General features: G+C 59.5%; 16 protein-coding genes. 9 read left to right on the top strand and 7 right to left on the bottom strand.

Features of this window, described 5'->3' with window-relative positions:
* Positions 1-726, top strand: a 726-nt coding sequence (locus FEZ21_RS13620; RefSeq protein ID WP_160627453.1) for an electron transfer flavoprotein subunit beta/FixA family protein, incomplete at its 5' end; no start/stop codon positions are given.
* 2 nt (positions 727-728) lie between these two features.
* Positions 729-1,685: an electron transfer flavoprotein subunit alpha/FixB family protein gene (locus FEZ21_RS13615; protein WP_160627452.1), complete on the top strand. Its 957-nt coding sequence runs from the start codon at positions 729-731 to the stop codon at positions 1,683-1,685.
* A gap of 78 nt (positions 1,686-1,763) precedes the next feature.
* On the opposite strand, the gene mgtE is transcribed toward FEZ21_RS13615, so the two are convergent.
* The gene (gene mgtE, locus FEZ21_RS13610) at positions 1,764-3,149 is read right to left on the bottom strand and encodes a magnesium transporter (RefSeq protein ID WP_010657429.1); all 1,386 of its coding nucleotides are present in this window, start codon (positions 3,147-3,149) and stop codon (positions 1,764-1,766) included.
* Between the two features lie 1,165 nt (positions 3,150-4,314).
* Positions 4,315-4,644 (bottom strand): hypothetical protein, encoded by a 330-nt coding sequence (locus tag FEZ21_RS13605; RefSeq protein ID WP_003445056.1) that lies wholly within the window; start codon positions 4,642-4,644, stop codon positions 4,315-4,317.
* Between the two features lie 605 nt (positions 4,645-5,249).
* Between FEZ21_RS13605 and selD the strand changes: the two genes are divergently transcribed.
* From selD to FEZ21_RS13570, 7 genes are all read left to right on the top strand, one after another.
* A complete protein-coding gene (gene selD, locus FEZ21_RS13600) occupies positions 5,250-6,284 on the top strand; it encodes a selenide, water dikinase SelD (RefSeq protein ID WP_003445053.1) in 1,035 nt (344 codons plus the stop codon).
* Positions 6,284-7,369: a tRNA 2-selenouridine(34) synthase MnmH gene (mnmH, locus tag FEZ21_RS13595; RefSeq protein WP_160627449.1), complete on the top strand. Its 1,086-nt coding sequence runs from the start codon at positions 6,284-6,286 to the stop codon at positions 7,367-7,369. The genes selD and mnmH overlap by 1 nt, the downstream gene beginning before the upstream one ends.
* A gap of 129 nt (positions 7,370-7,498) precedes the next feature.
* Positions 7,499-9,163 carry an AMP-binding protein gene (locus FEZ21_RS13590; protein WP_003445050.1) on the top strand — a complete coding sequence of 555 codons (1,665 nt, stop codon included), beginning with the start codon at positions 7,499-7,501 and terminating at the stop codon, positions 9,161-9,163.
* Between the two features lie 27 nt (positions 9,164-9,190).
* Complete coding sequence (locus tag FEZ21_RS13585; RefSeq protein ID WP_003445049.1) at positions 9,191-9,958, top strand: SDR family NAD(P)-dependent oxidoreductase; 768 nt, start codon at positions 9,191-9,193, stop codon at positions 9,956-9,958.
* 10 nt (positions 9,959-9,968) lie between these two features.
* Positions 9,969-11,162 (top strand): acetyl-CoA C-acyltransferase, encoded by a 1,194-nt coding sequence (locus FEZ21_RS13580; RefSeq protein ID WP_127197064.1) that lies wholly within the window; start codon positions 9,969-9,971, stop codon positions 11,160-11,162.
* Positions 11,163-11,171: 9 nt separating this feature from the next.
* Positions 11,172-12,299, top strand: coding sequence for an acyl-CoA dehydrogenase (locus tag FEZ21_RS13575; protein ID WP_160627447.1), 1,128 nt, complete (start codon positions 11,172-11,174; stop codon positions 12,297-12,299).
* 16 nt (positions 12,300-12,315) lie between these two features.
* Complete coding sequence (locus FEZ21_RS13570; protein WP_003445046.1) at positions 12,316-13,089, top strand: enoyl-CoA hydratase; 774 nt, start codon at positions 12,316-12,318, stop codon at positions 13,087-13,089.
* 513 nt (positions 13,090-13,602) lie between these two features.
* Here FEZ21_RS13570 and FEZ21_RS13565 read toward each other — a convergent pair.
* The 5 genes from FEZ21_RS13565 to FEZ21_RS13545 form a co-directional block, all read right to left on the bottom strand.
* The gene (locus tag FEZ21_RS13565) at positions 13,603-14,754 is read right to left on the bottom strand and encodes an acyl-CoA dehydrogenase family protein (protein ID WP_127197063.1); all 1,152 of its coding nucleotides are present in this window, start codon (positions 14,752-14,754) and stop codon (positions 13,603-13,605) included.
* Positions 14,755-14,757: 3 nt separating this feature from the next.
* A complete protein-coding gene (locus FEZ21_RS13560; protein WP_003445038.1) occupies positions 14,758-15,864 on the bottom strand; it encodes an enoyl-CoA hydratase/isomerase family protein in 1,107 nt (368 codons plus the stop codon).
* Between the two features lie 147 nt (positions 15,865-16,011).
* Positions 16,012-16,782, bottom strand: a complete 771-nt coding sequence (hbdH, locus tag FEZ21_RS13555; RefSeq protein WP_003445036.1) for a 3-hydroxybutyrate dehydrogenase — start codon at positions 16,780-16,782, stop codon at positions 16,012-16,014.
* Between the two features lie 118 nt (positions 16,783-16,900).
* Entirely contained in the window at positions 16,901-17,182 is a 282-nt protein-coding gene (locus tag FEZ21_RS13550; RefSeq protein ID WP_003445034.1) for a peptidylprolyl isomerase, read from the bottom strand.
* Between the two features lie 103 nt (positions 17,183-17,285).
* The gene (locus FEZ21_RS13545; protein ID WP_003445032.1) at positions 17,286-18,371 is read right to left on the bottom strand and encodes a 3-deoxy-7-phosphoheptulonate synthase; all 1,086 of its coding nucleotides are present in this window, start codon (positions 18,369-18,371) and stop codon (positions 17,286-17,288) included.
* Between the last annotated feature and the right edge of the window lie 365 nt (positions 18,372-18,736).

Here is an 18,736-nt window from a genome sequence, read left to right as displayed (position 1 = left end):
CGAGTGGTCGATTACAACGTCAAGGTTCGCGTCAAAGCGGACAACTCCGGCGTTGACCTCGCCAACGTCAAGATGTCGATGAACCCCTTCTGCGAAATCGCTGTGGAAGAAGCCGTGCGCCTGAAAGAGAAAGGCGTTGCGACTGAAATCGTCGTCGTCTCCATCGGCCCGACCACGGCTCAGGAACAGCTGCGTACCGCGCTGGCTCTGGGTGCCGATCGCGCCATCCTCGTCGAATCTGCCGAAGACCTGACCTCGCTGGCCGTGGCCAGGTTGCTCAAGGCCGTGGTCGACAAGGAACAGCCGCAACTGGTGATCCTGGGCAAACAGGCCATCGACAGCGACAACAACCAGACCGGCCAGATGCTGGCTGCGTTGACCGGCTACGGTCAGGGCACCTTCGCTTCCAAAGTTGAAGTGGCGGGCGACAAGGTTGCCGTTACCCGTGAAGTTGACGGCGGCGCGCAAACTGTTTCGCTGAGCTTGCCGGCCATCGTCACCACCGACCTGCGTTTGAACGAGCCGCGTTATGCGTCCCTGCCAAACATCATGAAGGCCAAGAAGAAGCCGCTTGAAGTGCTGACGCCAGAGGCGTTGGGCGTTTCGACCGCTTCGACCAACAAGACCCTGAAAGTTGAAGCGCCGGCGGCACGCAGCGCCGGCATCAAGGTCAAGTCGGTGGCTGAACTGGTCGAGAAACTGAAAAACGAAGCGAAGGTAATCTAAAGATGACTATCCTGGTAATCGCCGACTTTTTAGAAGGAAAGGATGGCAAGGCGCTGGCTCCGGCCACGCTGAACACCGTGGCCGCTGCCGCAAAAATCGGTGGCGAGATCAACGTTCTGGTTGCAGGCCAGGGCATTGGTGCTGTGGCTGAAGCTGCTGCGCAAATTGCCGGTGTGGCTAAAGTGCTGGTGGCTGACAACGCGGCTTACGCCCATCAGTTGCCGGAAAACCTTGCTCCGCTGGTGGCCGCTCTTGTACAAGGAGCGGGGGCTGCGGGCTACAGTCACGTCCTGGCTGGCGCTACTTCCAACGGTAAAAACATCCTGCCGCGGGTTGCTGCGCAGCTGGACGTTGACCAGATCTCCGAGATCATCTCGGTTGTAAGCGCTGACACCTTCACCCGTCCGATCTATGCCGGTAACGCCATTGCCACCGTGCAGTCCACTGCGCCAGTCAAGGTGATCACCGTGCGTGCCACCGGTTTCGACCCGGTTGCTGCCCAGGGTGGTTCGGCAGCCGTTGAAGCGGTGGCAGCAGTGCACGATGCAGGCATTTCCTCGTTCGTTGGTGAAGAGCTTGCCAAGTCGGATCGTCCGGAGCTGACAGCTGCCAAAATCGTCGTTTCCGGCGGTCGCGGCATGCAGAACGGCGATAACTTCAAATACCTGTATGCACTGGCCGACAAGCTGGGTGCAGGTGTCGGCGCCTCCCGTGCGGCGGTTGATGCCGGTTTTGTAGCGAACGACATGCAGGTCGGCCAGACTGGCAAAATCGTTGCGCCACAGCTATACATCGCGGTCGGTATCTCCGGCGCGATCCAGCATCTGGCCGGTATGAAAGACTCCAAAGTGATCGTTGCGATCAACAAGGACGAAGAAGCGCCGATCTTCCAGGTGGCCGATTACGGCTTGGTTGCGGACCTGTTCGAAGCCGTTCCCGAGCTGGAATCTGCGGTCTGAACTGTCCCATGTAAAAGGCCCTCCTGAGCAGGAGGGCCGAAAGGGCTAAAGCGCAATGCTGCGGGGGTGTTGCGCAACTCAGGCGGTTGTTTGAGTCAGCAGGTCACCGAGGAAGGCATAGGCAAATCCGAAGTAAATGAATACACCCACCAGGTCCATCACTGAGGTGATCAGCGGTGAACTCAGGGTGGCCGGGTCGGTACCGATCCGGCGGGCCAGGAAGGGCAGCAGTGCACCGATTATTCCGCCCAGTGTGGTGCACACCAGCATGCTCAGACCCACCACCATGAGGATGTCGAAACCTACACCCTTGCTGAAGTGCGCCAGAACGATTTCCAGAACCGCGATGGCAATACCCAGTGCTGCCGCCACTGGCAGTTCGCGCTTGAGAATGAACCACACGTCACGCCAGCGCAGTTTCAGTTCACCCAGCGCCATGGAGCGGATCACCAGGGTCGCAGACTGGCTTCCGGTATTGCCGCCCATGTCGACAATGGGGGCGATAAAGGCGGCCAGGATGATTGCCTGGGACAGGATTTCCTCTTGGGCTGCCACGAAGTTGCTGGTGATGATGCCGAAGAAGGTCAAGATCGCCAGCCAGAAGACCCGCACGCCGAACATTTTCTTGAAAGGCGAGTTGCGCACATCCAGATCAGGCCCGCCCAGTGAAGCTGTACCCCCGAACCGCGCCAGCTGGGTAGCATCCTGCTCTTTTTCGATATCCATGGCGTCGTCGACGGTGACTATGCCGATCATGCGATTGTCTGCATTGATCACCGGCAGTGCCAGCAGGTCATAGCGGCGAATGAGTTCGACAGCGGCTTCCAGCGGCTGCTGGGCCTGGGCAAGTACCGGCTCGTGCTTCATCAAATCACTGATCCGGGTGGCCGGGGTGGCCAGTACCAGATCGCGCAGGGCAACTGTACCCAGTAGACGCCGCTCAGTGTCGAGCACGAAAAGCACATCAAGGGTCTCTTTGTCCGGAGCCATCGCGCGCAGGGATGCGATGGCTTGTTCGACGTTCATTTCAACAGCCAGTGCGGCGTAGTCGGAGGACATGGCGGAGCCAACGGTGCCCTCCGGATAGGCCGCCAGCTTAAGGATGTCATCACGTTCGCTCTTGGTCAGTTCCGGCAGCAGTTTCTGCCGGGCATCTTTGCTCAAGCGGTTGAATATGTCGGCCCGGTCATCCGAAGGGAGCTGCTCGAACAGAGCAACCACTTCATCTGCCGGCATTGCTTGCAGGAGCAAGTCCTGGCGGGCCGCCGGGAAGTAAGCAAAAAGCGTTGCGCGTTGTTCGGCGCTCAAAAGCAGGAGCAAGCTGGCGGTCTGGACCGTATCGCAATGATCCAGTGCATCGATCACGTCGATGGCAGGGGTGGTGCTGACGATCTGGGCAAATACCTTGGCATCAAGTGAGCGAGCGAGGGTGCGGACAGCAAACAGCAGATCTTCGCGGTTCATTATTTTTCTCCCGCGGTGTGGGACTGGACGGTGTGACGTGCATGGGAGCGGATCAGTGGGCGTGCTGAACGCTGCAAATTACTCAGGCAGGCAGAGGAAAAGCTCAAAGGCATGACTTTCTCCTGGCTGGCTGCCCATGCAGAGGGGCCCGGGTGAAATCAAGGCGCGCCTCTGGCATGGAGCCAGACAATTGGACTGGAAATAAAAAGGACTATGGGTGGCGTTGATCTATCGGGGTCGGGGTCCATGAGACACCTCCATGGTTCACTGATGCGCTGAACGTACTAAGCACTGGTGAGTGGGGGACAAGCAGGGGCGAACACGCCGCAGGCTGACCCTGAGTCGATGAAAAAGGCCTTGCTGGTACTGTCGGCCAATAACCTGTGCGGCAGGGATCGGCATGACCTGGGCGCTGAAAATTGCGCGCAGTATCCGCGGCATTGCAACCCGGTCGGAGTTGTAATGCCGGAAACAGTTGGAGTTGGCTAAAAGTGCGTAGTCTGGTTGCCCAGCGCTATAAGAAGCCGTATCTCGATCTTGGCGAGAAACGGCAGAAGAAAGGCTACGCGTTATCTCGCTGAGATTTTACCGATTGTTTTAACTGGTCGGTCACTGTCGCTCGAACAAGTACCCACAAAGGTCTCCGCTATTAATAAGGCGCCGAGATAATAAACAGGAAAAGATAAAACTGTAAATTGGAAAGTTGTTGGCGGCAGAGTGTGTATTTGCCGATTTCCCCCGTCGCTCATGGCTGCAGGGCACGGGTTATAGGCGTGTGCTGGAGATGGGCGGGTATGGGGTAAAATGTAAGTGTATTTTTCTGATGACAACTGTCTTATCTAGACAGCATATAGACAGTATTCGAATGGCAAGCTACCGGTTATTAATGGTTGAGAGAAAGTTGGAGCCGAGTTGCGGGTTTAACTATCAAGTAGGCGGCACTGGAGTGATATGACTTCAGGTCTTTGTAGAGCAGGCAGTATGAGGGGGGTTGATAGTTTGTTGCTGGTTTCGAGTCGTACATCTATTTGTCATAGTTGCGTGGTAGTGCATCGCCGGCTTGTGCAGATGTTTTGAAACAAGAAGGGCTGAGTTCCGTACGGAACTCAGCCCTTGGGCCCGGGTGTAAAACTGTTCCACCCGGGTTTTGCATTACCGAAGGTTATCAGCTGTAGCTGTTAACTTTGACCAGTACCGGCTCGGTTTGAGCCTTTTCCCAGGTCAGGGTCAGGGTTTGCAGTACGCGCGCCATGTAGTCGGTATCGGCAGCGGCCTTCTTGCCCACGTAGCCCTGGCCACGGCGGTACATCTTGAGATGGGCGCGCATTTGTGGGCGGTCCTTCTCGAATGCGGTTTCTTCCTTGCAGGCAGCGACCGGGTCGATGCGAACATCACCAGCTTCGCTGATCCACAGGATGTGGTCGTTCAACGTGTCTTTCTGGGCGGCGAAGAGTCGAGCCAGCTCATTAACAGTCGGTTGATTATTCAGGTTCATAGCTAACTCCTTGACCACTCGTTGATCTGTCTAATTGATTCGCGCAACTGCACCTGCAGCGCTACGTAGTGTCTATCTAAAGCAGATCCGGCCTTGAGTCAGTCCTGTGTAGTGGATATCTAAAGCACTACACAAACAGCGTACAGCGAGGGAGAGCAGCGTGAACCAGGATGCAAGGGTGACATGACACATCAGCCACAAGCGTCTTGAGGACGTTTCGCTAGCAACTCACGCCCTGAACGTGGACGATCAAGCCAGGTCAGCTTCATCAATTCTGCCTTGTGGGCAGTACCTATCCCGGAACAGCTCGACAGCTCGTCGAACATGCTTACAACAACCCTTTCCAGCGCTTCCGGTGGGGAAGACGTCTGCATAATGCTGGGGGAAAAGTGAGTCGTCAATACATATGTAGTGATTATTTTAAGGCACTACATATGTGACTCGGCAGTCTGTTTTCTGCATGCCGGTCATCGTCAGGGGCGGGGCGAATTGCCCGGGAGCGGGCCTGTCTGGCGACGATTGCACCCTGTGCTGCCTGATATAGCGGCTCCTGCCTGTACCCGCTCTGCTAGTATCTGGCGCTTTGACAACGACTAGAGGTACCCATGAGCGAGCCGATTCGCCTGACCCAGTACAGCCACGGTGCGGGCTGTGGCTGCAAGATTTCGCCTCAGGTACTGGAAGTGATCCTTGCCGGCAGCGGGGCGCAGAACCTCGACCCCAAACTCTGGGTAGGCAATGCGTCCCGCGACGATGCAGCTGTTTATGCCCTGGATGAGGAGCGCGGTGTGGTTTCAACCACCGATTTCTTCATGCCAATTGTTGATGATCCCTATGATTTCGGGCGGATTGCGGCCACCAATGCCATCAGTGACATCTACGCGATGGGCGGTGATCCGTTGATGGCGATTGCGATTTTGGGCTGGCCGGTACATTTGTTGCCCCCGGAAGTGGCCCGTGAAGTGATTCGCGGCGGCCGTGCGGTCTGTGACGAAGCGGGCATTCCTCTGGCGGGCGGCCACTCGATTGACACCCCGGAGCCAATTTTCGGTCTGGCGGTGACCGGTGTGGTCAACAAGCGCCATATGAAACGCAACGACACAGCCACCGCAGGTTGCCATTTGTACCTGACCAAACCCTTGGGCATCGGCATCCTTACCACTGCCGAGAAAAAGGGCAAATTGCGCACTGAAGACGTCGGCGTGGCACGGGACTGGATGTGCAGCCTGAACAAAATCGGCAGCCAGTTCGCCAGGCTCGAAGGGGTCACGGCAATGACCGATGTCACCGGTTTTGGCCTGCTCGGGCATTTGGTGGAAATGGCCGACGGCAGTCATCTGACTGCACAGATCAAATACGCCAAAGTGCCGAAACTGGCCTCGGTCGAGTACTACCTTGAACAGGGTTGCGTGCCCGGCGGCACCTTGCGCAATTTTGACAGTTACGCGAGCAAGCTTGCGCCGTTGCAAGAGCTGCACAAGCTGGTGCTCTGTGATCCGCAAACCAGTGGCGGACTGTTGGTGGCCGTCACTGCGCAGGGTAATCAGGCGTTCATTGAGATGGCTCGCGAGCACGGGCTGGAACTGGAATCGATCGGCCAGCTGGTAGAGCGACAGACGTACGCGGTTGAGGTGTCATGATGGCTCATGACGTAACCGACTTCCGCGAGCTGTTCCTTAATGACCGGCCGATGATGGACACCCGGGCGCCGATCGAATTCAACAAGGGCGCCTTCCCCGGCGTGGTCAACCTGCCGCTGATGACCGACCACGAGCGGGAGCGTGTTGGCACCTGCTACAAGCAACAGGGCCAGCAGGCCGCCGTGGTGCTCGGGCACCAGTTGGTGTCGGGCCAGGCCAGGGCCGAGCGTCTTGAGGCCTGGGCCGACTTTGCCCGCGCCAACCCGGATGGCTGCCTGTATTGCTTTCGGGGCGGCATGCGTTCGCAAATCGTCCAGCAATGGCTCAAGCAGGACGCCGGGATCGACTACCCGCGGGTTACCGGCGGCTATAAGGCATTGCGTACCTTCTTGATCCAGACCGTCGACGACGCTGTGCAACAGTGTGGCCTCACCGTACTTGGCGGCATGACCGGCACCGGTAAAACCGACGTGCTGGTGCAGCTCGACAATGCGCTGGACCTCGAAGGGCACGCCAATCACCGGGGTTCAAGCTTCGGCAAACGCGCTACCGGACAGCCTTCGAACATCGACTTTGAAAACCGTCTGGCCATTGATGTGCTGAAAAAGCGCGCCCGGGGCCACGAACGTTTGGTGCTGGAAGATGAAAGCCGCACGGTCGGTAGCTGTGCCTTGCCGTTAGCCCTCTATCAGCGCATGCAAGACGCGCCGATGGTCTGGCTCGAAGACAGTCTGGACAGCCGCGTCGAGCGCATTTTGCGTGACTACGTGGTGCAGCTGTGTGCCGAATTCACCGCCAAAAACGGTGAGCACGGCTTCACCCTGTTTTCACAACGCTTGCTGGAAAGCCTGTCCAATATTCAGCGACGTCTGGGCGGCGAACGTCATCAGCGTTTGCAGGCGGTGATGCAAGCGGCGCTCAAAGAACAGGCGAGTTGCGGGGCGGTTGATCTGCACCGGGTCTGGATCGAGGCTTTGCTGCGCGAATATTACGACCCGATGTATAGCTTTCAGCGGGAGAAAAAAGGTTCGCGCATTGTCTTTGCCGGCGATCAGGCGGCCGTGCTGGAGTACCTGCGAAGCTAGTTGCGCATTGGCCAAACCAGTCACTCAGCTTGAGCGGTTTGACTATTGTTGCAGAGCCCTCCCGAGGCGATCATCAGCAGGATTTTTCACGGTTCCCATCCTAAAAATAAAGACCGAGGGATTCTGCTGATGCGCGACTATCTGACCACGATGGCTGACTTTGATTACCAGCGAACGGTGACTGGAGCACTGGACGGTCATCTGGCAGCACTCAATGCCTGCGTCGAATGCTGCGACCGCCACGCCCTGCCGGGCCGTATTGCGTTGTTCTGGGAAGGGCGCGATGCCACCAGCGCGACCTACACCTTCAGCCGGTTACAGGAACAGGCAGCACGCTTTGCCAATTTCCTGCTGGCTCAAGGGGTCCGGCGCGGCGACAAAGTGGCAGGCTTGCTGCCACGCAATGTCGAGCTGCTGGTGGTGGCCTTCGCCGCCTGGCGTATCGGCGCCATCTACCAGCCCCTGTTTACCGCGTTCGGTCCCAAGGCCATCGAGCACCGTATCAACAGTTCGGGGGCGGCGCTGGTGGTCACCGATGCGGCTAACCGTTACAAACTCGATGAGGTCAATGCTTGCCCGCCGATTGTCACGGTGGCCGGTGCCAAGGGGCAGGGCCTGGTTCGCGGTGATTTCAGTTTCTGGGCCGAGCTGGACAACTACCCGCCGGTCTGTGAACCGGTGATGCTGACCGGCGAAGATCCGTTTTTGCTGATGTTCACCTCGGGCACTACCGGGCCGGCCAAGCCGCTTCTGGTTCCGCTCAAGGCAATTGTCGCGTTCCAGAGCTATACCCGCGATGCGGTGGATTTGCGCCCCGAGGATTCATTCTGGAACCTGGCCGATCCGGGCTGGGCCTACGGCATTTATTTCGGAATTGCCGGGCCGCTGTCGATGGGCCATCCCATCACCTTCTACGATGGTCCGTTCACGGTTGAAAGCACCTGTCGGGTGATCACCAAGTACGGCATCACCAACCTCACCGGTTCGCCCACGGCTTACCGCATGCTGATTGCCGCCGGAAGTGCATTCTCAAGCAAGGTCAAAGGCCAGTTGCGTGCCGTGAGCAGCGCCGGTGAACCGCTGAACCCGGAAGTCATTCGCTGGTTCGCCGATGAGCTCAACGTCACCATTCACGATCACTACGGCCAGACCGAACTCGGCATGGTGCTGTGTAATCACCACGGCCTGGATCATCCCGTGCATCTGGGTGCCGCCGGCTTCGCCTCGCCGGGCCACCGGATTGTGGTGCTCGATGACAATCATCAGGAGCTGCCGGTGGGCCAGCCGGGGATTCTGGCCGTGGACCGCAGCCAGTCGCCGATGTGCTGGTTCGCCGGCTATCAGGGCTTCAACACCAAGGCATTTGTCGGCAATTACTACTTGAGCGGCGACACCGTGGAGTTGAATCCGGACGGCAGCATCAGCTTTGTCGGACGCAGCGATGATGTGATCACCACTTCCGGTTATCGGGTCGGACCTTTCGATGTTGAAAGTGCCCTGATCGAGCATCCCGCAGTGATCGAAGCCGCCGTGGTGGGCAAGCCGGACCCCGAGCGTACCGAGCTGGTCAAAGCCTTTGTCGTACTCGGCCCGCAGTACCTGGGCGATGCGCAACTGGCTGAAGCCCTGCGTTTGCATGTGCGTCAGCGTCTGTCGGCCCATGCCTATCCCCGCGAAATCGAGTTCGTCAGCGAATTACCCAAAACCCCGAGCGGCAAATTGCAGCGTTTTATTTTGCGCAATCAGGAAATCGCCAAGGCCGAACTGGCCGCAAGCGCCAAAGTCACGGCTTGACCGTCAGGCAAAATTTCAGGACATATCATGCAAATCGAGAACAAGGTTTTTATCGTCACCGGCGGTGCCTCGGGACTGGGGGCTGCAACGGCCGAGATGCTGGTCCAGGCCGGCGCCAGGGTCATGCTGGTGGACATGAACGCCGACGCCGTGGCCGCACAAGCCACCAGGCTTGGCAGCCAGGCCCGCAGCGCGGTAGCGGATATCAGCCAGGAAGGCGCGGCGCAGGCGGCCGTTGAGGCCACGCTAGCGGCCTTCGGCGCCGTCAACGGGCTGGTCAATTGCGCGGGGATCGTGCGCGGCGAAAAAATCCTCGGCAAAAATGGTCCCCATGCCCTTGAAAGCTTCAGCCAGGTGATCAACGTCAACTTGATCGGCAGCTTCAACATGCTGCGCCTGGCCGCCGAGGCGATTGCGCAAGCCACTGCCGATGCAGAGGGTGAGCGCGGGGTGATCATCAATACTGCCTCGGCTGCCGCCTTTGACGGTCAGATCGGCCAGGCGGCCTATGCCGCTTCCAAAGGTGCAATCGCCAGTCTGACCCTGCCTGCGGCGCGTGAATTGGCGCGTTTCGGGATTCGGGTGATGACCATCGCCCCGGGCATTTTTGAAACGCCGATGATGGCCGGCATGACCCCGCAGGTGCGTGAATCGCTGGCCGCCGGCGTGCCGTTCCCTGCGCGCCTGGGCAAACCTGCCGAGTACGCTGCGCTGGTGCGGCACATCATTGAAAACAGCATGCTCAATGGCGAGGTGATCCGTCTCGACGGTGCCTTGCGCATGGCCGCCAAATAAGAGGTATGAAATGACAATTGCCAATGATCCGGTAGTGATTGTGAGTGTGGCGCGTACGCCCATGGGTGGTTTTCAGGGCGACTTCAAAGGCCTGACTGCACCGCAACTGGGCGCTGCTGCCATACGTGCCGCGGTCGAGCGCGCCGGCGTAGCACCCGATGGCGTGGAAGAAGTGCTGTTCGGTTGCGTACTGTCGGCCGGTCTCGGTCAGGCCCCTGCCCGACAAGCCGCCCTGGGGGCAGGGCTGGACAAGGGGACGCGCTGTACCACCCTCAACAAGATGTGCGGCTCGGGTATGGAGGCCGCCATTTTGGCCCACGACCGGCTGCTGGCCGGCAGTGTCGATGTGGTGGTGGCCGGGGGCATGGAAAGCATGTCCAACGCCCCCTATTTGCTCGACCGTGCCCGCAGCGGTTACCGCATGGGGCATGGCCGGGTACTGGACCACATGTTCCTCGACGGCCTGGAAGACGCTTACGAGCGAGGACGTCTGATGGGCACTTTTGCCGAAGATTGTGCCCAGGCCCACGGCTTCACCCGTGAAGCCCAGGACGCCTTTGCCGTGGCTTCGCTGACCCGTGCCCAGCAAGCGATCAAGGACGGCAGCTTCAGCGCCGAGATCGTGCCGGTGCAGGTGACTGTCGGCAAAGCGCAGCACCTGATCAGTGATGACGAGCAGCCGCCCAAAGCCAATCTGGCAAAAATCCCGAGCCTCAAACCGGCTTTTCGCGAAGGCGGAACGGTGACGGCAGCCAACTCCAGTTCGATTTCCGACGGCGCGGCGGCCCTGGTGTTGATGCGCAGCTCGCAAGCGCAAAAACGCGGCCTCAAACCATTGGCGGTCATCCACGGCCATGCGGCCTTTGCCGATGAGCCCGGGCTATTTCCGACGGCCCCTGTGGGGGCGATCAAGCGGCTGATGAGCAAGACCGGCTGGACCCTGGATACAGTCGACCTGTTCGAAATCAACGAAGCCTTTGCGGTGGTCAGTCTGGTCACCATGGACGAGCTGGCTATCCCCCACAGCAAGGTCAATGTCTACGGTGGCGCCTGTGCCCTGGGCCATCCGATTGGCGCCTCGGGCGCGCGGATTCTGGTGACTCTGATTTCGGCCTTGCGCCAGCACAAGCTCAAGCGCGGCGTAGCAGCGATCTGCATCGGCGGCGGTGAAGCCACGGCAATTGCCGTGGAATGTCTGGATTAAGGAACTCGTATGCTTGCCACATCAGAACAATTACAGATTCGCGACGCGGCGCAGCAGTTTGCCCAGGAGCGTTTGAAGCCCTTTGCAGCCGAGTGGGACAAGCAGCATCGCTTCCCGCGCGAAGCCATCAACGAGATGGCCGGGCTGGGTTTTTTCGGCATGCTGGTGCCCGAAGAGTGGGGCGGCTGTGACACCGGCTACCAGGCTTACGCCATGGCCCTTGAAGAAATTGCCGCTGGCGATGGTTCCTGTTCGACCATCATGAGCGTGCACAACTCGGTGGGGTGTGTGCCTATCCTCAAGTACGGCACCGAGCAGCAGAAACGCGAGTTCCTCATCCCGCTGGCCAGTGGTGCAATGCTGGGGGCCTTTGCCCTGACCGAGCCACAAGCCGGCTCAGATGCCAGCGACCTGAAAACCCGGGCTCGCCGCGAAGGCGACTACTACGTGCTCAATGGCTGCAAGCAGTTCATCACCTCGGGGCAAAATGCCGGCGTGGTGATAGTGTTTGCCGTCACCGATCCTGCGGCGGGCAAGCGCGGGATTACGGCCTTTATCGTGCCCACTGATTCGCCGGGCTACAGCGTGGCGCGGGTTGAAGACAAGCTGGGGCAGCATGCCTCGGACACCTGCCAGATCCTGTTTACTGACCTGAAAATTCCGCTCGCCAACCGCCTGGGCGAAGAAGGGCAGGGCTACAAGATTGCCCTGGGCAACCTGGAAGGCGGTCGTATCGGCATCGCCTCACAGGCGGTGGGCATGGCTCGTGCAGCCTTTGAGGCCGCCCGTGATTATGCCCGCGAGCGCGTGACGTTCGGTCAGCCGCTGATTGAGCATCAGGCGGTAGCGTTTCGCCTGGCCGACATGTCCACCGAAATCGCTGTCGCCCGGCAAATGGTGCGCTACGCCGCTGCCCTGCGGGACAGCGGGCAATCGGCGCTGGTCGAGGCCTCCCAGGCCAAGCTGTTCGCCTCGGAAATGGCCGAGCGCGTCTGTTCCCGGGCGTTGCAAACCCTGGGCGGTTATGGCTACCTGAACGACTTCCCGCTGGAGCGGATCTATCGCGATGTGCGGGTATGCCAGATCTACGAAGGCACCAGCGATATCCAGCGCATGGTTATTGCGCGCAATCTTTGAATTGAGGACTTGATCGATGAGCTACGAAACCATTCTGCTGGACATCCACGACCATGTTGGCCTGATCACCCTGAACCGGCCGCAGGCGCTGAACGCCCTGAATGCGCAACTGATCAGTGAAGTGAATCATGCGCTGGACCAGCTGGAAGCCGACAACAGCATTGGCTGCATTGTTATCACCGGTTCGAAAAAATCCTTTGCTGCGGGCGCAGATATCAAGGAAATGGCCGACCTGACTTACCCGCAAATCTATCTGGAAGACCTGTTTTGCGACAGTGACCGAGTGGCTACCCGGCGCAAGCCGATCATTGCCGCGGTGGCTGGTTTTGCCTTGGGCGGCGGCTGCGAACTGGCGATGATGTGCGACTTTATCCTGGCTGGCGATAACGCCAAGTTCGGCCAGCCGGAAATCAATCTCGGGGTGCTTCCGGGTATGGGTGGAACCCAGCGCCTGACCCGCGCAGTGGGTAAGGCCAAGGCGATGGACATGTGCCTCAGCGGTCGCTTCATGGGCGCTGAAGAAGCCGAGCGTTCAGGGTTGGTATCCCGTGTGGTACCGGTTGATGAGTTGCTGGAAGAAGCCTTGAAAGTCGCCGCGACCATTGCCAGCAAATCGTTGCCGGTGCTGATGCTGACCAAGGAAAGCGTCAATCGCGCGTTTGAAGTCAGCTTGACGGAAGGCGTGCGCTTTGAGCGCCGGGTATTCCACTCCTTGTTCGCGACCCAGGACCAGAAAGAAGGCATGGCCGCATTCGTAGGCAAGCGCGCAGCACAGTTCAAAAATCAGTAACCCCCCCTGTAAGAGCGAGCAAGCTCGCTCCTACAGGTTTGTTGCCAGATCAGACATTTCTTCAGGTCCCGGGCAATCACCATGCGCTGAGTAAACCCGGCTAACTGGCACGCCGCGGCAAGCACCAATCCTCTGTAGGAGCGAGCTTGCTCGCGAGCTTTAGAGGCTCGCGAGGCAAGCTCGCTCCTACAGGTTTGTTGTCAGATCAGACATTTCTTCAGCCCCCGGGCAATCACCATGCGCTGAGTGAATCCGGCTGACTGGCACGCCGCGGCAAGCACCAATCCTCTGTAGGAGCGAGCTTGCTCGCGAGCTTTAGAGGCTCGCGAGGCAAGCTCGCTCCTACAGGTTTGTTGTCAGATCAGACATTTCTTCAGCCCCCCGGAGAATCACCATGCGCTGAGTGAATCCGGCTGACTGGCACGCCGCGGCAAGCCCCAATCCTCTGTAGGAGCGAGCTTGCCTCGCGAGCTTTAGAGGCTCGCGAGCAAGCTCGCTCCTGCAGGTTTGTTGTCAGATCAGATAGTTCTTCAGCTCCCGGGCAATCACCATGCGTTGGATTTCACTCGAGCCTTCATAGATCTGGGTGATTCGCGCGTCGCGGTAGTAACGCTCCACCGGATAATCTTCAAGGTAGCCATAGCCGCCATGGATCTGTATGGCTTTGGAACACACAAACTCAGCTATTTCCGAGGCAAACAGCTTGGCTTGCGAGGCTTCCGACAAGCACGGTTTGCCCGCGCTGCGCAGTCGGGCTGCATGCAGGATCAGCAACCGCGCTGCATTGAGCCGGGTTTGCATGTCCGCCAGCATGTTGGCCACACTCTGGTGCTCGATGATCGCTTTGTCGAACTGCACCCGGTCACGGGCATACCCCAGCGCCGCTTCAAAAGCGGCACGGGCGATCCCCAGGGCTTGAGCGGCAATCCCTATGCGGCCGCCTTCAAGGTTGGACAGGGCAATCGCCAGGCCTTTGCCGCGCTCACCCAGCAAGCTGGCTTCAGGGACCGTACAGTTGCTCAGGGTGACAGCGCAGGTGTCCGAGGCGCGAATGCCCATTTTGTGTTCGGTGCGGTCAACGATAAAACCCGGGGTGTCGGTGGGCACCAGAAATGCCGAAAGGCCTTTTTTGCCCAACTGCGGATCAGTCACAGCAAACACAATCGCCAGCTTGGCGCGCTTGCCATTGCTGACGAACTGCTTGGCGCCGTTGATCACCCACTGACCGTCACGCAACTCGGCGCGGGTGCGCAGGTTGTGCGCTTCCGATCCGGCCTGGGGTTCGGTCAGGCAAAAACAGCCAATGGCCTGGCCGCTTGCCAGGTCCGCCAGCCAGGTTTCTTTCTGTGCCTGGCTGCCATATTTGAGGATGGGGCCGCAGCCGACCGAGTTATGGATACTCATCAGTGCGCCGGTGGCGCCATCGCCGGCGGAAATCTCTTCCACGGCCAGGGCGTAGGCCACGTAATCGACATAGGTACCGCCCCATTCTTCGGGCACCACCATGCCCAGCAGGCCCAACTCGCCCATTTTCGACACCAGTGCGTCGTCGATCCAGCCGGCCTTTTCCCAGGCCTGGGCATGGGGGGCGATTTCGCGGCGGGCAAAGTCGCGAGCCATGTCGCGGATCATGACCTGCTCTTCAGTCAGTTCGAGGTCTTGCATGGCTCAGACTCCGTGCTGTTTGAAGTGGGTGAAGAAGCTGGCGACATGGGCCGGATCAAGCTCGTCGAGGGTGGCCGGGTTCCAGTGCGGGGTTTTATCTTTGTCGATAATCAGCGCTCGCACGCCTTCGATCAGGTCGCCGCGATCAAACCACTGACGGTCAAGATGCAGTTCAAGGGCGAAGCACTGTTCCAGCTTGAGTTCGCGGCCGTGGCGCAGCATTTGCAGGGTCACAGCCATGCCTAAAGGCGAGCGTGTCTGCAGCAGGTCGGCGGTTTCAAGCGCCCACTCGCGGCTTTCGGCAGCTGTTGTCGCGCGCAGTGCGGCGACGATGGCGGGCACGCTGTCGAGGGCGAAAACCTGATCAATCAAGGGGCGGAATTTGGCCAGCGGTGCCTCAGGCAAGTTGGGCACGGCGAAAGTGGCCAGTAGCGCCTTGAGGTCTTCAAGGGGGTTTTGCTGCCATTGCAGGGTGTCGAGGCTTTGATCCAGTTCAGGCAGTCGGGCACTTTCGGTGTAGCAGTCGGCAAGGCCGCAATACAGCGCGTCAGCGGCGCGGATGTGCACGCCGCTGACCCCCAGGTAGGTGCCCAGCTGGCCCGGGGTTCGGGTCAGGAAATAACTGCCGCCCACGTCCGGAAAATAACCGATCGAAACTTCGGGCATAGCCAGTCGGCTGCGCTCTGTCACCAGCCGCAGGTCGGCGCCCTGGGCCAGTCCCATGCCGCCACCCAGAACGTAGCCGTCCATCAGCGCGAGCACCGGTTTGGGGTAGTGATGCAGGGTCAGGTCGAGGGCGTACTCTTCTTCGAAAAAGGTTTTGTGCAGGGTGCCACCGCTCTTGTAACTGTCATACAGCGAGCGAATGTCGCCGCCGGCACAGAAGGCTTTTTCGCCTGCTCCGCGCAGCACGACTGCCTTGATCCTTGAGTCCTGGGCCCAGGCATCGAGCTGATGTTGCAGGCTGCGCACCATTTCCAGGTCGATTGCGTTGAGGCCGGCGGGGCGGTTCAGGGTCAGGTGGCCAATCTGGTTGCGCACCTGGGCCAGGACCGTGCTTTGAGTCGGCTCGACATCCTGTGTCGGTGAGGATGAAACCTGAGCAGTCATCACTAACTCCCTGCTTTGTCTTGTTATTAGGTGTGTTCGCGGGCGAACGATAGTCGATGCTAACAGTGCAAATTTGCACTGTACAACCCTGATAAGTGCAGGGTTGGTGTGCATTTTTGCATGTCGGGTGTGCAGCAATGCGCAGGCTTACTGCGCCAGCCAGCCACCGTCGACATTCCATGCCGCACCGCGCACCTGACTGCCGGCTTCGCTGCACAGGAACAGCACCAGTTCACCCAGTTGCGGCGGGGTGACGAACTCCAGTGAGGGTTGTTTCTCGGCCAGCAGATCGTGCTGCGCCTGGTAGGGGTCGATACCCTGGCTGATACGCTGGTCAATCTGCTTCTGGACCAGCGGGGTCAATACCCAGCCAGGGCAAATTGCGTTGCAGGTGATGTTGCTGGTGGCAGTTTCAAGGCCCACGACTTTGGTCAGGCCGATGACCCCATGTTTGGCGGCCACATAAGCAGCTTTGCCGACCGAGCCCACCAGCCCATGCACCGAGGCAATATTGACGATGCGACCCCAGCCACGTTTGCGCATGCCCGGCAAGGCAAGGCGGGTGCTGTGGAAGACCGCAGACAGGTTGATGGCGATGATCGAGTCCCAGCGCTCCACCGGGAATTCTTCAACGCTGCAGACATGCTGAATGCCGGCGTTATTGACCAGGATGTCGATGCCGCCGAATTCACGTTCGGCGTAGCTGAGCATGTCGGCGATTTGTGCGGGATCACTGACATCTGCCGGATGATGGCCAACCTTGCCGCCGAACTGTTCCATCTCGGCAACGACTTTGCTGGCGTCGCCAAAACCGTTGAGTATCAGGTCGGCTCCAGCTCTGGCCAGACTCTGTGCGATGCCCAGGCCGATGCCGCTGGTGGAACCGGTAACCAAGGCAGTTTTACCCTTAAGGCTCATGATCAATTCCTCAGGTGAGACACGACGGGTTCGTGAATGAGGAAACGTAGCACGAGGCTTGCAATCGCGGATACGAAACGGCCCGCCAAAGGCGGGCCGTTTTCACGCAGGGCCGGGATCAGTCCTGGCGGCTGGTGACTTCCAGCAGGTGGTAGCCGAACTGGGTTTTAACCGGGCCTTGCACCACGTTGATTGGCGCGCTGAATACGACAGTGTCGAATTCCTTGACCATCTGGCCCGGGCCGAACGAGCCCAGATCGCCGCCTTGACGGCTGGACGGGCAAGTGGAGTTAGCTTTTGCGACTTCGGCGAAATCAGCGCCGCCTTCGATTTGTGCTTTCAGTTCGTTGCACTTGTCTTCGCTGGCAACGAGGATGTGACGGGCAGTGGCTTTAGCCATGAGAGAGTACTCCTTTCAAGAAAGTGCTGAGCCTACCGGATTCAGTGGGGTTTTTCCTGGCAAAAGTTCCCGGGGCGGCATTTTTGCTGCCGCCCCGGCTCTCTCAGGCGCTAGCCTTGGCGCAGAGGCGCTGCGCCTGCAGTTGTCCGGCTGCATGGCGCAGCAGTTGTTCGGTCGCATCCCAGCCCAGGCAACCGTCGGTCACGGACACACCGTAACGCAGGGTTGCGCTCAACGGCTGGCAGCCTTCGAACAGATGGCTTTCGAGCATCATGCCGATCAGCGAGCTGTCGCCTTCCAGGCGCTGGGCAAGTACGTCATTGAACACCTCGGGCTGGCGCAGTGGATTTTTGCTGCTGTTGGCGTGGCTGCAGTCCACCATCAATCGGGCGGGTATGGCATTTTTCTCAAGCCCGGCCCGGGCGCGGGCCACGCTGCTGCGGTCGTAGTTCGGGCCGCTATGGCCGCCGCGCAGCACCAGATGGGTGTCGGGGTTGCCCGGGGTCTGGACGATTGCCGGATGGCCCTGGCTGTCGACCCCGAAGTGACGATGGCCATGGGCGGCAGAGCGCATGGCATCGCTGGCAATCGCCACGCCGCCGTCGGTGCCGTTTTTGAATCCTACGGGCATCGCGAGGCCGCTGGCCATTTCGCGGTGAATTTGCGACTCGGTGGTGCGTGCGCCAATGGCCACCCAGCCCAGCAGGTCGTCGAAGTAACCGGCAGCCATGGGTTGCAGTAGTTCCGTAGCAATTGGCAGGCCCATGCCCAGCATCTCGAGCATCAGTTCGCGGGACAGGGTAAGGCCGTGGGCCATGTCATCACTGCCATCCAGGTGCGGGTCGTAGGCCAGGCCTTTCCAGCCCACAGTGGTGCGAGGTTTTTCGATGTAGGCACGCATCACCAGCAACATGTCGTCGCGCAGATCGTGGGCCAGAGCGGCAAGGTTGCTGGCGTATTCCAGAGCAGAGACCGGGTCATGGATGGAGCAGGGGCCGACCACTATCAGTAAGCGGGAGTCTTCACCGTTCAAGATGGCGCGAATGGCCTGGCGTTGCTGGCTGACCTGACGGCCAAGGGTGTCGCTGAGGGGCAGCTGCTGTTTGAGCTGCGCCGCGCCGGGCAGGCGTCGGGTCAATACGGATGCAGGAGACTGGTGTACCGGCAGAGCAGAAATGGATGCGTTCATGGTGTACGTCCTGGGCAGGCGGCGGATTGTTCCGCGCGCTCGGCCCTACTGGGGTGTTCGACAATTGGCCAGACTGGCTGTGAGTGCATGCGTGCCACCAATATGGGTCCGTTCGGAGGCGGCTGACTGTCCCGAGCGGCGGCTGATAAATCGCCATGCAGTGCAAAGGTCGAAGCGGTAATAAGTGGCGTAGTTCATGGGGAAGATTCCTTTAATTAATGATTTTCGGGGCCTGAAAAAACAAAACCCCCGGTCGGGAAGCCGACCGGGGGTGAGAATTCTCTGGTAGGCGACCCCTAAGTAGTGGGCGCCGTGTGGGTATCAGGCGCGCCAGTGGCTAAACCAATACCCAAAATAAAATCGTG

It is taken from the genome of Pseudomonas sp. 9.1(2019) (assembly GCF_009910445.1).
Classification (GTDB): Bacteria; Pseudomonadota; Gammaproteobacteria; order Pseudomonadales; family Pseudomonadaceae; genus Aquipseudomonas; species Aquipseudomonas paraversuta.
The sequence above is the reverse complement of the archived record's forward strand: the minus strand, read 5'-3'. Positions and strand labels throughout refer to the sequence as shown.

Bases quoted from the DNA above. Each gene is read 5' to 3' on its own strand.
- FEZ21_RS13615 (WP_160627452.1), top strand. From the start codon at position 729: ATGACTATCCTGGTAATCGCCGACTTTTTAGAAGGAAAGGATGGCAAG.
- mgtE (WP_010657429.1), bottom strand. From the start codon at position 3,149: ATGAACCGCGAAGATCTGCTGTTTGCTGTCCGCACCCTCGCTCGCTCA.
- FEZ21_RS13605 (WP_003445056.1), bottom strand. From the start codon at position 4,644: ATGAACCTGAATAATCAACCGACTGTTAATGAGCTGGCTCGACTCTTC.
- selD (WP_003445053.1), top strand. From the start codon at position 5,250: ATGAGCGAGCCGATTCGCCTGACCCAGTACAGCCACGGTGCGGGCTGT.
- mnmH (WP_160627449.1), top strand. From the start codon at position 6,284: ATGGCTCATGACGTAACCGACTTCCGCGAGCTGTTCCTTAATGACCGG.
- FEZ21_RS13590 (WP_003445050.1), top strand. From the start codon at position 7,499: ATGCGCGACTATCTGACCACGATGGCTGACTTTGATTACCAGCGAACG.
- FEZ21_RS13585 (WP_003445049.1), top strand. From the start codon at position 9,191: ATGCAAATCGAGAACAAGGTTTTTATCGTCACCGGCGGTGCCTCGGGA.
- FEZ21_RS13580 (WP_127197064.1), top strand. From the start codon at position 9,969: ATGACAATTGCCAATGATCCGGTAGTGATTGTGAGTGTGGCGCGTACG.
- FEZ21_RS13575 (WP_160627447.1), top strand. From the start codon at position 11,172: ATGCTTGCCACATCAGAACAATTACAGATTCGCGACGCGGCGCAGCAG.
- FEZ21_RS13570 (WP_003445046.1), top strand. From the start codon at position 12,316: ATGAGCTACGAAACCATTCTGCTGGACATCCACGACCATGTTGGCCTG.
- FEZ21_RS13565 (WP_127197063.1), bottom strand. From the start codon at position 14,754: ATGCAAGACCTCGAACTGACTGAAGAGCAGGTCATGATCCGCGACATG.
- FEZ21_RS13560 (WP_003445038.1), bottom strand. From the start codon at position 15,864: ATGACTGCTCAGGTTTCATCCTCACCGACACAGGATGTCGAGCCGACT.
- hbdH (WP_003445036.1), bottom strand. From the start codon at position 16,782: ATGAGCCTTAAGGGTAAAACTGCCTTGGTTACCGGTTCCACCAGCGGC.
- FEZ21_RS13550 (WP_003445034.1), bottom strand. From the start codon at position 17,182: ATGGCTAAAGCCACTGCCCGTCACATCCTCGTTGCCAGCGAAGACAAG.
- FEZ21_RS13545 (WP_003445032.1), bottom strand. From the start codon at position 18,371: ATGAACGCATCCATTTCTGCTCTGCCGGTACACCAGTCTCCTGCATCC.